Genomic DNA, 13,195 nt, shown 5'->3' with positions numbered 1-13,195 from the left:
GGCATCAGGCAAACGAACGTAGAGGGAGATAAATAACATGACAACAACGAATTACACCAACGCTAATTTCTTTGATGGTGCGCATGATGGGTTTACGCCGAACTCGTGGTTCAGTGTCGACGATATGACTGGTCGCGTGGTTGCATCAGGAACGGGATCGCCGGCACCGGCGGACCATGAGGTTGATTTTCACGGACAATACGTGATGCCGGGAATGATTAACTGCCATGTACATGTCGGGGCGGATGCATTTCACACCACCGATGGTCCAGACAATGAGGCCACAACGACCATGATGGCCATCAAAAATCTACGTGATGCAATTCAAGCTGGTATTACTTATGTACGTAATCTGGGTACTAGTTACGATGTAGACATCAAGATTCGTAATAATCACGACCGTTACGGCTTTCCTACTCCTGGTATTGTGGCGGCAGGGCGTGCAATGAGCATCACGGGCGGCCATGGAGATGGTGCTGACCATAAGGATGGCGATTCGTACCTCGTTGATTCGCCTGATGAGATGCGGAAGGCTACTAGGCAGGCCTTTAAAAATGGTGCGGACTGTATCAAGGTGATGGCGACCGGTGGCGTGATGTCCAAAGGGGATGATCCCAGAGACGTTGCTTTTACCCCGGAAGAAATTGGGGTGGCAATCCGTGAGGCACATGCTCGTCGACGCAAAGTAGCCGCACATGCTCAGGGTACAGAAGGTATCCGGGTAGCGTTGGAAGCGGGAATTGACTCAATTGAACACGGTATTTATATCGATGAAAGCGAAGCTGGGTTCATGGTTGAACATCATGTGTACTTGGTACCAACGCTCAATGCGGTTGAGGCAATAGTGGTGAAGGGTCCCGGTAAGATTCCTGAACATATGACGCGCAAGGCCACTGAGTTTAGCCAGGCGTTCTATGACAACATGCGCATGGCTGTCCGTAAAGGGGTACCCATGGCAACGGGCACGGATGCGGGTACACCGTTTAATGATTTTAAAGAGGGCTATTGGAATGAGTTGGACCTGATGGTAAACAAAATCGGGGTTTCTCCGCAGGATACCTTGTATGCTGCAACGAAGAATGCAGCTGAGTTGATTGGGGTCGATGCCGATTACGGGACGATGGAGCCGGGTAAGTTTGCTGACTTTATTGTAATCAATGAGAATCCCATCGCGGATATCAACGCAATTCGCCAGGACGATAAGCAAGTTTATCAGCACGGCGAACGTCGATTTTAGTCTGGTATAACGAAATGAGGGTTAATATTATGCATACATCCAGTATTAGCAGGCACCGTTTTGATCACGTGAAGAAGGTGGTCAGCGTGGCGGTCGCAGTGGGTTCGGTGGCATTGATGACGGCGGCATGTAGTTCAAAGACGTCCGCATCAACTACATCCAAAATTAGCGTGGCTATCGCGAGTGACTTACAGACTTTGGATCCAGCCCATTGTATCGAAACTACTAGTGGCGAGGTAATTAACAATACTGAAGAGGGGCTCATCACCATCGGTCAAAATAATAAGGTGGAGCCCGGAATTGCGAAAAGTTGGACCAAGTCCGCTGACGGCAAAACCTACACTTTCAATATTAGGAAGGACGCGTACTGGGCTGATGGCACGCCTATCACGGCCAAGACATTCGTATACTCGTGGCAACGAGAAGTTAATCCTAAGACAGCAGCGGAGAACGCCTACCGTTTTTCGGGGATTGTGAATGCGGACGCAATCACCTCCAGCAAGAAGGATGTTTCTACGCTGGGTGTCACGGCAGATGGTAACTACAAACTAGTGGTCAAGATGGATCACCCAATGGCAACATTTGAACAGATGCTGGGAAATGCAGAATTTATGCCAGTTGAGAAAAAAAATGGTTGAAAAATACGGGGACAAGTATGGAACTGATTCAACTAAAGTTGGCTACTCAGGCCCATACACAGTGAAAAAGTGGAATGGGTCAGGAGATTCTTGGACGCTGGCTAAGAACAATAAATACTGGAACAAGGGCAACATACACATTGACGATGTTACGTACCAGGTGGTTAAAGAGGCAACCACTGGTCTCAACATGTTTGAATCTGGTCAACTTGACCAAACGACGCTAATCGGCAACCAAGTACAAAACGAAAAGAATAACAAGGATTTCAAACAGGTTAAGAGTGGAGCAAACTACTTTGTCCAGGTCAACCAGAAATCTCCTAGTTCAGATATGGCCAAGAAGGCATTTAACAATGTGTATATTCGCAAGGCCCTATCATTAGCGATTAACCGGAAGGAATTTGTTAACAACGTGCTCAACGATGGCTCCACGGTGCCACTTGGGGTTGTGACTCAAGGAATTAGTAGTTATAAGGGCAAGGATTTTGCCCAGGCAGCATACAACAAGAATACTGCTGACAGTGGTGTCAGTTACGATAAGAAACTCGCGCAAGACTACTGGGATAAGGGTATGAAACAAATTGGCGCAACTAGTCTTGATCTAACCGTGACCTCCGATGATGATGATACGCACGACAGTATCGTTCAGTACCTACAAAATACATGGACGAAGAACCTCAAGGGTCTCAAGCTGACCATTAAGAAAGTACCAAAGGCGACCCGAGTTAAGTACCTACAAAGCGGTAATTTTGACATCATCGTTTCAGGTTGGAGTCCGGATGCAGACCCGGCATCGTTCCTCGACATGTTTAAGACGGGTAACAGTTACAACTTTGGTGATTGGAGCAACGCTACGTACGATAACGATATGAATACTGCCGAAACTACGGCCGATGACAGTACACGGTGGAACAAAATGATTGATGCAGAGCAAATTCTGATGAAGGATCAGGGTGTAATTCCTCTGTACCAGCTTTCAACAACGTACCTTCGTAACACTAAGATTAAGAATTATGTGGACAACCCCGCCGGCGGCACCCCAGGCTGGCGCGGTGTCTACCTTGCAAACAAGTAGGATTAAACATTCAAGGAGGATATACACATGACAGAAACTAAGACAGAAACCAAAGTAGCAATTAACAGTCCCGAAGAGCAGGCGGCCGTTGAGCAGTTTGCAATGGACTATTTTCCGGAGGTAGCGCCGTACGTGAAGATTCCGAGCATTTCGGCGCAGGGCAAAGGTATTAACGAAACCGTTGCTTGGATCAAGGACAAGTTTGCATCCATTGGGGCTACACGCGTGGAAGCGTGGAGTGACCAGGGCGGTAACCCGGTCGTCTTTGCTGAATTCGAGGGTGCCAGCGACAGCACCATCATGTTCTACAACCACTATGACGTGCAGCCGCCAGAACCGATTGAAGAGTGGCGCACGGAGCCATTCGAACCAACCTTTGAGGATGACGGTACGATTCGGGCTCGCGGAATCGGTGACGACAAAGGTGAACTGATGTCCCGCATCACCGCGATGCAATACATGTACGATCATGGCGGCTATCCTTGCCACATTAAGTTTGTGGTCGAGGGCGAGGAGGAAATTGGGTCCATTCACTTTAATGATTACGTGCAGGCCCACCAGGCCGATATGGCTTGCGACGTATGCGTCTGGGAAGGCGGTAGTATCAACGAGCAGGGCCACTTTACCATTACTGGTGGTGTGAAGGGCTGTAGCGCCTTTGATATGAGTGTTCAGACGGCCGACGTGGATATGCACTCCTCGATGGCGGCGTACGTGGACAACGCGGCGTGGCGGATGGTGCAGGCATTGAACTCAATTCGCACTGCGGATGGGCACATCAAAGTTGACGGGTATTACGATAATATTGAACCCATCAGCCAGTCTGCACGGGACGCGATTACCAAGATGGACTTTGATGCGGATGGTATTCGTGAGCGTACGGGGATGCGCACGCCGTTCACGACCGACGACCCCAAGACGGCCAGCGTCACTGCACCAACCATCACGATTAACGGTATTGAGGCGGGCTATAACGGTAGCGGGGTGAAGACCGTCATTCCGCGGTACGCAAAGGCCAAGATTGACTGTCGGATTGTACCGGGGCAGGACGCAGCCACGGTATACAAAATGATTCGGCACCAACTGGATCAAAACGGCTTTGAGGATGTGGAGATGCACTTTAACCTAGCTGAGGAGGCGTTCCGGTCCGACATTGATTCACCATTTTTCAAGGAGGCCGAACGGGTGGCTGAAGCGGTCTACGGTGAAGGCAAAGTGCGGGTGATTCCGAACAGCGCTGGCAGCGGCCCAGAAGCCAGATGGACGCGGTGATCCACGCACCCATTGTTGCGGTCGGCTGTGGGTACTTCGGTTCGGGGGCGCATGCGCCTAACGAAAGCATGCGGGTCAGGGACTACCAGCGTGGGACGTACTTTATGGTGCGGTTCATGCGGGGCGTGGCAAATTTCGGCCAGCAAGCATAAGCCAACGTAACGCTACCGTTCGCGGTCTAGGTAGAAGCGACATCACGTGGATTGTTGTCCATGACGGCCTACTCGTTGCTTTGGGTATATCACAGAACGAATCAACAACGATTCCTAATTAATTGCAACACCCACGAAGTCGCGATTGGCTACGTGGGTGTTGCTGTGTCCGAGTGTCTGGTCGGCGGGGGTGCCGTGGCGTGCTACGACTTGGTGGACCACTCCACGGTGACCGCTGCTATTGGCTGGTCGTACTGGCGTGGTGGCTCCGGTTGAGCGGCTGGTCCCCGCGACCGGCTACGCGCCTCACGCCCGTGCCGGGCTACCGCGAATTGCCGTAGCCCGAGAAAACCACTCGGTCTAGCCAATTTGATTCTGTAAGTCGTAACTGCCAGTAGTCGCTGCGCTCCAACTGGCAGTAACTCCGACAGAACTCCGGGCCTGCAGCCGTCGCGGGGAGCAGCCGCTCAACCTCCGCCACCACGCCAGTACGACCAACGGTAGATGGTGACCGTTCTCGGTCCAGACGTCCTCGCATTCTGCAGACCCCACCGGCTAGAACCACACTTGCGAGCGGATTTATGAATGATTCAATTAACTGACACGCACGCAGCATTACGGACAGTGTTTGGTGCTGACTAAATAAAGCCTTACAGTAGCGGCCGCTGGGAATATCCGGCAATTATTTACCAATAGGCGTCTAATTAACGGCAATATTCAAATCTGTATCTGATGCAATTTTACTGAGTACGCATTTGTCATGGACTGACCCTGGCAGGATTTCAACGGTGGTGTTTGACGTCATCGAACTATCGGGCACCGCGGGTGGGGGCTGGCGTGGAGGCGTCGTGTCCGGAGACGTGGTCAGTGCAGTAGCGTGAGGCCGCGTCGATCGGGTTGGTGAGTGGAGGCGTGTGGGTCGGAGCGGTAACCACTGCCGGGGTGTAACGTTCTTATGGCTTTAGCCATTAGAACGCGACGAATTCTGAGACTGACCGGCGGGCTTCCGGGCAGGCTCAGAATCGCACCGGAAACTCGCATGCACTTGGCGAGTTGGAGGTTTCGCCCTAGCAGTGGATTACCGCGGAGCGTAACTCGCCAACCCGACCAACGCGGCCGACAATCACTACTGTCGTAATCCACGACGCCTCCATCCCAAACCCTGCCCACGTGTTTGGGACCAACGATCCTTCGACCCAAACGCTGTGGTAGAAAAATTCGCATTAACATGTGAAAAGCATTAAAATGGCATTACAAACACTATCAAGTGTCAATACGAAGGGGTGACCATTTTGCGCGTACGCACAACTGATTTATACAACATCAAAACGTTATCGCGGTCAGTACCAACGGCGGCTGGCGTGGTGTTTAACGAGAACTGGATTGATCAAGAACATAATGATTATCGTAGTCGGCTCTTTTTCCAAAACCGGGCGACCGGGGAGCGGGTTAGTTTGGGCCACGATCAGCAGCACGACACCGCCGCGGCTTTGGGGCCAGACGGTAGTACCCTGGCGTTTTTGAGCCACGACCAGGCCGGGCACCAGCAAGTCTTTACCCAAGCGTTTACTGGCGGTGCGGCTACCCAGCGGACCTGGTTTGCCGACGGTGTCACGGGATTTCATTGGCAGCCAGATGGTGAGGGGTGGTTCGTGCAGGTCACGTCCCAACATCCCCAACAGCCAAGGGACTGGCTCCACGCCACCCGCGTGACCCGCCTGCACTATCAGGATAACGGCCCCTGGTTGCTGGACGAGCGCCGCCGTTTCCTTCTATATAAACAGGGGTGGGCCCAGGCCGACCATGAACTGCTTTATCAGGACGACACCGAGTACACTGTGGCCGCCGTCAGTCCCCAGGGACAGTTGGCGATTGACCATAACGTCGCCACCGACGCGCCACAACGTCCTGCCGACGTGGTCTCGTTGCTGACACCGGGTGAGTCAACACCCGTGCGCGTTGAAACGGGGATGGAGTATGGCTCATTTGTCGGTGGCCTTTAGTCACGATGGTCAAAAGCTGTTGCTGGCCGGTAACCCGAATGAAGATACTGGCTGGTTGTCGAACACGTTATTCGTTGTGGACTGCCAAAGTGGCGCAGTCTGGCGCCTATTTGATGATGAAGACGTCGAGATTGGTGCCGCCCTCGCCGCTGACACTCAGCAGAACCTCAGCGGTCGGGTTGCGGCCTGGACTGGGGATGACCAAATCAGTTACGTGGCATCGAGGCGTGGCTGTGTTGAACTACATACCACTGATTTAGACGGACATAGTCGCGTCGTGGTAGGTGGTCGCCAGCACGTGACCGACTTTGCCTTCACTGACGATGGTCAGGGCGTATACTACACGCAAAGTACGATTACCACTCCCAGCCAGCTGTACTTCAAGGAGGTCGAGTCGGCCGACAGCACACTACTGTACGACCCGAACACGACTTGGTCGCAGGAGCACACCACGGTGGCACCCGACGACTTTAGCTTTGAGCGGAATGGCCGTACGCTTCAGGGGTGGTACTACCGGCCGGTGGGCGTGGTCAAAGGCACGGCCCACCCCGCGGTGCTGTACATCCATGGCGGCCCGCACGCGGCATACGGTGAGACCTTCTACCACGAGTTGCAGGTGCTGGCGAACGCTGGGTATGGCGTCATTACCTGAATCCGCGTGGTGGTGCGACGTATGGCAATGCCTTTGCGCATGACGTTTTGGCCGATTACGGGAATAATGACTACGAGGACCTGATGCAGCCGTCGATGAGGCCGAACATTTGGACACCGATATTGACGATACCCACGTGTACGCGACTGGCGGATCGTACGGCGGCTTTATGTCCAACTGGATTGAGACGCATACAGCGCGGTTCCGCGCTGTGGCAACGTGCCGGTCAATTTCGAATTGGGTCAGCATGTTTGGCACGAGTGACATTGGGTGGGACTTCCTGCCCATCAATCTAGACGACCAGTGGGAAAGCGGCCTAGAAAACGCTGACCGCTGGTGGCAGTTTAGCCCGTTGAAATATGTTGACCAGGCGCAGTCGCCCATCCTCATTTTGCACGGTGAGGAGGACCGTCGTTGCCCAATTGAGCAGGGCGAGCAGTTCTACAACGCGCTGAAACTCAAAGGCGTGGAGACGGAGTTTGTCCGGTTCCCGAAGAGTAACCATGAACTATCCCGTTCAGGATTACCGAACCTGCGCATTGAGCGTATGGAAGCCATCATGGAATGGTTCCAGCGTCACGCATAATCATAGTGATCAAAAATCCAGCGTACGGTGTGACCACATAGTGTGGTGACGCCGTGTGCTGGATTTTTTGTTGGTGTAGAAGTAGTAGTAATTCAGTTACTTCACCCAACAAACACACAAAATTGATATCAGTGTGTGTGTTAGGTGAGGCGACGCTGTATTTAGTCCGCCAGGTGGTCAAGCAGCTCCCGGTCGCCATCGCTCAACGTGATGTCGGCGGCCGCGATGTTCTGCACGGCGTGGTCGGGGTTGCTGGTACCCGGAATTGGCAGGATTACGTCGGACCGTTGTAATAACCATGCCAAGGCAATCTGCGCCGGGCTGGCCTGGTACTTGGCCGCGATGGTGGACAGAGTGTCGCCAGCAGTGAGCCTGCCGGTAGCTAACGGGAACCACGGGATAAAGGCAATGTGGTGTTCGTCGGCGTAGTTCAGTACGTCCTCATCCGCACGGTCGATCAGGTTGTACCGGTTCTGGACGGACACGATTGGGGCCACTGCCTGGGCGGTCTTGAGCTGGCCAACTGACACTTGACTCAGACCAATGTGCTTAATCTTGCCTTCCTTTTGCATATCGGCGAGGACGCCCACCTGATCGGCAATGCTGTAGCGACTGTCAATTCGGTGTAGCTGCATGAGGTCGATGTGGTCCAGGCCCAAAGTGAACAGGTTGAGTTCGACCTGTTGGCGCAAGTACGCCGGGTCACCTAGTTCGGTCCACTGACCGGTCCTTGGCGCGTGAAGCCGACTTTTGTTGCCACCATGACTTTGGCGTCCGGCCGCTGACGCAGCGCCTCGCGGAGGTAAAGGTTGGCGTATAACGGACCGTATGAGTCGGCCGTGTCAATAAAGTTGACACCGTGGTCAATGGCGGTGGTAATTACTTGGCTGGCCCGTTGCGGATCCGCTGCGGGGCCCCACACTCCTTTGCCTGGTAGCTGCATGGTGCCATAACCAAGACGGTTAACCACTAGTTCATCGTCGAAATGAAATTGTTTTTGCATGTTGCTCCTTTGTTAAAACCGGAATTGATTATACGTCTATACTACTACCTTCTAGTAGGTGGAATGCAAGCTAATTGGATGAAATACTTACGAAAAATTAGTTCTGAGGAAATAAATTAGGTAGTGCGGTGGATTATAAGCAAGTGCATCGCCTAGATATGGTTGTAAATATCAGAATTTGTTCGGGAGTCCAATAGTGTTAAATTTTTTTTCGCTGCATTTCTATGTCGTTAAACACGCAATTTAACGGTGGGCAACGCTAGCCAAATAGATATTACGGAGCTTGTAGAGTTGTTCAACGCTGTTATCTCAGTTAGGAAAATAATGGTTACGCCAAAAGTCAATAGTCCCATTACGCACAATATGTAGTATATTAATCAGTATAGCAAAACTACATATAGGGGGAACGACAATATGGATGTAGCAACTTCTATTCGCGTCGGATTGACCGACGACTTTGTGGAACAGGTTAAGAATGAGGTGACCCCGCATTGGGGACCATTGGGTTGGGTGACGTACAAGCGCACCTACGCGCGGTGGTTGCCCGAGCAGAATCGTGCGGAGGAGTGGGACGAAACCGTGCGGCGTGTGGTTGAGGGGAACATAAATTTGGACCCACGGCTCCACACCGACAACGTGGATCCTGCCGTCTACGCCGAGCTAACGGAGGAGGCCCAGGACCTATTCCGGTTGGTGTACGGTTTGGCCGCCACGCCGAGTGGGCGGAACTTGTGGATTTCGGGTACGGATTACCAAAAGCGTAATGGTGACGCGTTGAATAACTGCTGGTTTGTCGCCGTGCGGCCACAACCATACGGGCAAAGTCACATTCAGCCGTGGTACGTGGACAACAGTCAGCCAGTACCATCAATGCCGTTTTCATTCCTATTCGACCAATTAATGAAGGGCGGCGGGGTCGGCTTTTCCGTGGCCAAAAAGAACGTCGACCAGATGCCAGCCGTTGACCAGGCGGTTGATTTAACCGTGGTCATTGACAAGCAAAGTGGTGCCTATGACGAATCGCTTGAGGCCGGCGCGGTGGACAAAGCTGCGTGGCTCGCTGCCAACGACATGAACGGGAAGGTCTACTACCAGGTGCCCGACACGCGCGAGGGCTGGGTGGTTGCCAACGCGGCCATGATTGACAGTCACTTCCTGTCCGCTAATCCGTCGGGCAACCATGAAGTGGTGATTGATGTTTCTAATATTCGTCCGCGTGGGGCCAAAATCCACGGCTTTGGCGGGACCGCCTCCGGGCCAGCACCACTCGTCGAGATGATGATTGACATTAATGATGTCATTAACGCCCGCGTGGGGCAGAACCTCACCCCGGTTGATTGTACTGATATGGGCAACTTGATCGGCAAAACGGTGGTGGCTGGTAACGTGCGCCGGTCGGCCGAGATTGCTTTGGGTGGAGCGGACGACCATGACTTCATCACGATGAAGCAGGATAAGGACAAGCTCTACCACCACCGTTGGGCGTCTAACAACAGTGTGCTGGTAGATAGTAACTTTACTGGCTACGAGGAGATTGCCCAGGCCATCGCGCAGAATGGCGAACCGGGGATGGTTAACCTCGAATTGTCGCGCAACTATGGCCGCATGGCGGACGGTCGTCAGGAAGGCATTGACGCGGAGGTTGAGGGGACCAACCTTGTGGTGAGATTTCGCTAGCCAATGGTGAGCCATGTAACCTCTTTGAAGTTTTCCCGGTGATTGCCGAGGAGCAGGATTGGGATTTACACCGCGCCTTTGAATTGGCGGCCCGTTACGCTAAGCGTGTGACCTTCAGCGATTACGATTGGGAAATTTCCCGCAATGTTATCCACAAGAATCGGCGCATCGGCGTGTCGATGTCTGGCATTCAGGACTGGATTTTGACTCGCTTTGGGCACCGCGTTGTTCAGGGTTGGCAGGATGTCCGTGATGAGTCAGGTGAGATGGTTAAGCAGCCGGTGTACAAGCCAGACGCCGTGGCGGCGTTCGACGGGTTATACAAAGCCGTGGTGGCGGCTGACCAGAAGTATTCCGACGAATTGGGTTGCAGCACCTCGGTCAAGCACACCACGGTGAAGCCTTCGGGCACGGTGTCCAAGTTGGCGGGTGTGTCCGAGGGGATGCACTTCCACTACAGCAACTACCTGATTCAGCGGATTCGGTTCCAAGACAGTGACCCGTTGTTGGACGCGTTGGCGGCGTGTGATTACCACATTGAACCTGATGTGTACACTAAGAATACGGTGTGTGTGGAGTTCCCAGTGCGGGCGGCACACGCGGACAGTCCCGACTTTGCATCAGCGGGTAACGTGTCGATTGCGGAGCAGTTTGCGACGCAGGCGTTCCTGCAGACGTATTGGGCGGACAACTCGGTTAGTTGTACGGTAACGTTCCAGCCGGAGGAGGCCGACCAGATTGCGCCGTTGTTCCGGCAGTACCGGAATACAACGAAGTCGACGTCGTTGTTGCCGTATGTTGGTGCTGGCTTTAAGCAGGCGCCGAAGGAACCGATTAGTAAGGACCGGTACTTCCAGTTGAAGAATAATATTACGGGTGACGTGCAGGCGGCGTTTGCAAAGTTGCACCCAACCGATACTAAGGGGTTGGAGCTGGTTGATCAGAGTGATTGTGCGTCGGGGGCTTGTCCGGTGAAGTAGAGAGAGCGGAGCCCCGCGTTTAGAAACCAGAGTATAAGCAGCTCCGGACGAGAATCCCGTACTTGGATTCTTGTTCGGAGCTGTTTATACGTCGGTTTCTGCGGGGCGCAGCTCGTTTCAATAAGCAAAGGTAACGGGGGAGCATCGCAGCATTCCCCAGCAATCCGACTGGCCCGCACTTGGCCTTTTGGTGGGAGTCCCTTATACGTCGGTTTCTGCGGGGCGCAACTCGTTTTAATAAGCAGAGGTAACGAAGGAGCGTCGCCGCACTCCCCTGCAATTTTGCAGGACCAGTTTTGGCCTTTTGTTTGGATCAACAGGATGTGGCACCCTTATCCCTGCAAAGCATCGACTGTTGCCAAAATTGTTTCATCAACACTGTGTTTTGCTTGCCAAGCTAAGCGTTGTTCAGCATTTTGCGTGGATGGATGGTGGTTGATCGATAAGAACAATTTTCCGCTGCGGGCCTGGGCATTGAAAGGCGCGGCCATGCGAATCACCCAAGACGGTAAAATGTGCCGTGGCAGTTTAGCCGCTAGTGCGGGGCGTTGTTTACGAATAAGGTCAGCAATTTGAGGCAAACTAATCGACCCGTTCGTGGCTAAGAAGCGTTGACCAGAAGCAGCGGGTGTAAACAATGCCTTGACGTGGGCATCGGCGACGTCGGCGACATTTGAGACTACAAACTCGATGTCAGGGATAAATTTGCTTGAACCGTCGAGCAATTGGTTGACCAAGCCAAAACTACCGGACACATGACCATTCAATGGGTTGCCCAACATCGCCCCTGCGGCAACCGTGGCCAAATCAAGGTGGTCACTTTGGGCAAAATCCCAGGCAGCACGTTCTGCCAAAAGTTTAGAGCGTTCGTAATCCGATAAGCCAGGTTCGTTAGGGTCAGTCCAATCTGCTTCAGTAGTTGGGCGACTGGAATGATTAGAAAACCCAACCGCGCCAAAATTGGCAGTCATCACCACCCGCTTGACGCCTGCTGTTTTAGCAGCTTTTAAAATCCGCAAGGTGCCGGTTTTTGCGGTTTGGTTCATTTCATCAGTAGTGGTTTCGCCGTTCACAAAGACTGGGGCAGCAACGCTCATCACGTGGGTGACGTTTTGCATGGCTTTGGGCCAATCCGCGTCGTTGAGCAGATCAGCTTGGATGAAACTGAGTTGATCCGTTGCAACGCCGGCTGTTGCTAATGCTTGGCGGACTTCGTCGGTTTTGTTCAAATTACGCACGGTTGCGCGCACGGGATGATTGTTCGCTAAAAGTTGTTTAATGATGTGTAAGGCTAAAAAGCCGTTGCCACCGGTGACTAACGTTAATTCTGACATTGCATATGTCCTCCGTTTCAGTTATTATCGTGAGGATAAACCCTAAACCATACTTTAGTGCAAGGGGGAATTTTAAATGGCATATTCAATTCAAACTGTGGCTCAAAAAACCGGTTTAACGATTTCCACGTTACGTTTTTACGATAAGGCCGGTTTATTGCCGTTCGTGGCCCGTGATGCATCGGGTTATCGTGCTTTTACCGATGGTGATTTGGCTTTATTACACACGATTGTATGCTTGAAAAGCACCGGGATGAAAATTGCGGATATCCGTCGATACATCGAATTGGTGATGGCAGGACCGACTACGGCTGAGGCGCGCCGGGCGTTACTTTCCGGCCACCGGGAACAAGTCATCGCCAAACAGCAAGAAATTGCCCACAGTTTGGCCGAAATCGACTATAAGTTGGCGATGTACGCCTCACCGGACGCTGAAACCAAAGTGGCTCATGAATGGGCGCTGGCTTCTGCGGATAAAGAGAAAAACGGGTTACCGAACCCGTTTACGGCTTGAAAAAAACCCGTAAAAATGGACCAAGAATCGGAAATCATTAAATTTCCGGGTCTTGGTCCATTTGATTTTCAT

9 protein-coding genes and 2 pseudogenes are annotated in these 13,195 nt (G+C 52.6%); 9 read left to right on the top strand and 2 right to left on the bottom strand.

All coding sequences use genetic code 11. The features are described from left to right. Positions 1-37 precede the first annotated feature (37 nt). From JCM12539_RS04295 to JCM12539_RS04260, 7 genes are all read left to right on the top strand, one after another. A complete protein-coding gene (locus JCM12539_RS04295) occupies positions 38-1,237 on the top strand; it encodes a metal-dependent hydrolase family protein (RefSeq protein ID WP_054649524.1) in 1,200 nt (399 codons plus the stop codon). A 29-nt stretch (positions 1,238-1,266) separates the two neighbouring features. Next, entirely contained in the window at positions 1,267-1,875 is a 609-nt protein-coding gene (locus JCM12539_RS14575) for an ABC transporter substrate-binding protein (RefSeq protein WP_054649522.1), read from the top strand. After that, complete coding sequence (locus JCM12539_RS04285) at positions 1,838-2,950, top strand: peptide ABC transporter substrate-binding protein (RefSeq protein ID WP_082405337.1); 1,113 nt, start codon at positions 1,838-1,840, stop codon at positions 2,948-2,950. The genes JCM12539_RS14575 and JCM12539_RS04285 overlap by 38 nt, the downstream gene beginning before the upstream one ends. A gap of 27 nt (positions 2,951-2,977) precedes the next feature. Next, positions 2,978-4,222: a M20/M25/M40 family metallo-hydrolase gene (locus JCM12539_RS04280; RefSeq protein WP_225350238.1), complete on the top strand. Its 1,245-nt coding sequence runs from the start codon at positions 2,978-2,980 to the stop codon at positions 4,220-4,222. A gap of 1,444 nt (positions 4,223-5,666) precedes the next feature. Further along, the gene (locus JCM12539_RS04270) at positions 5,667-6,377 is read left to right on the top strand and encodes a TolB family protein (protein ID WP_054649516.1); all 711 of its coding nucleotides are present in this window, start codon (positions 5,667-5,669) and stop codon (positions 6,375-6,377) included. Next, the gene (locus JCM12539_RS04265; protein WP_156302058.1) at positions 6,352-7,029 is read left to right on the top strand and encodes a S9 family peptidase; all 678 of its coding nucleotides are present in this window, start codon (positions 6,352-6,354) and stop codon (positions 7,027-7,029) included. The genes JCM12539_RS04270 and JCM12539_RS04265 overlap by 26 nt, the downstream gene beginning before the upstream one ends. A 109-nt stretch (positions 7,030-7,138) precedes the next feature. Beyond that, positions 7,139-7,615, top strand: coding sequence for an alpha/beta hydrolase family protein (locus JCM12539_RS04260; protein ID WP_054649512.1), 477 nt, complete (start codon positions 7,139-7,141; stop codon positions 7,613-7,615). A gap of 161 nt (positions 7,616-7,776) precedes the next feature. Here the strand turns inward: JCM12539_RS04260 and JCM12539_RS04255 are convergent. Then, a pseudogene (locus JCM12539_RS04255) lies at positions 7,777-8,618 on the bottom strand (aldo/keto reductase). 414 nt (positions 8,619-9,032) lie between these two features. Between JCM12539_RS04255 and nrdJ the strand changes: the two are divergent. Further along, a pseudogene (nrdJ, locus tag JCM12539_RS04250) lies at positions 9,033-11,275 on the top strand (ribonucleoside-triphosphate reductase, adenosylcobalamin-dependent). Positions 11,276-11,607: 332 nt separating this feature from the next. Here the strand turns inward: nrdJ and JCM12539_RS04245 are convergent. Beyond that, positions 11,608-12,609 (bottom strand): NAD-dependent epimerase/dehydratase family protein, encoded by a 1,002-nt coding sequence (locus tag JCM12539_RS04245; RefSeq protein WP_054649510.1) that lies wholly within the window; start codon positions 12,607-12,609, stop codon positions 11,608-11,610. Between the two features lie 76 nt (positions 12,610-12,685). Here JCM12539_RS04245 and JCM12539_RS04240 point away from each other — a divergent pair, with 76 nt between their 5' ends. Next, the gene (locus tag JCM12539_RS04240; RefSeq protein WP_054649508.1) at positions 12,686-13,123 is read left to right on the top strand and encodes a MerR family transcriptional regulator; all 438 of its coding nucleotides are present in this window, start codon (positions 12,686-12,688) and stop codon (positions 13,121-13,123) included. Positions 13,124-13,195: the final 72 nt, after the last annotated feature.

The sequence above is a fragment of the Lacticaseibacillus pantheris DSM 15945 = JCM 12539 = NBRC 106106 genome (genome assembly GCF_001311175.1).
GTDB lineage: Bacteria > Bacillota > Bacilli > Lactobacillales > Lactobacillaceae > Lacticaseibacillus > Lacticaseibacillus pantheris.
This window is presented reverse-complemented; position numbering and strand designations above follow the sequence as displayed.

Excerpts from the sequence above, each read along its gene's own strand:
- JCM12539_RS04240 (WP_054649508.1), top strand. The coding sequence starts at position 12,686 with ATGGCATATTCAATTCAAACTGTGGCTCAAAAAACCGGTTTAACGATT.
- JCM12539_RS04265 (WP_156302058.1), top strand. The coding sequence starts at position 6,352 with ATGGCTCATTTGTCGGTGGCCTTTAGTCACGATGGTCAAAAGCTGTTG.
- JCM12539_RS04245 (WP_054649510.1), bottom strand. The coding sequence starts at position 12,609 with ATGTCAGAATTAACGTTAGTCACCGGTGGCAACGGCTTTTTAGCCTTA.
- JCM12539_RS14575 (WP_054649522.1), top strand. The coding sequence starts at position 1,267 with ATGCATACATCCAGTATTAGCAGGCACCGTTTTGATCACGTGAAGAAG.
- JCM12539_RS04295 (WP_054649524.1), top strand. The coding sequence starts at position 38 with ATGACAACAACGAATTACACCAACGCTAATTTCTTTGATGGTGCGCAT.
- JCM12539_RS04285 (WP_082405337.1), top strand. The coding sequence starts at position 1,838 with ATGCAGAATTTATGCCAGTTGAGAAAAAAAATGGTTGAAAAATACGGG.
- JCM12539_RS04280 (WP_225350238.1), top strand. The coding sequence starts at position 2,978 with ATGACAGAAACTAAGACAGAAACCAAAGTAGCAATTAACAGTCCCGAA.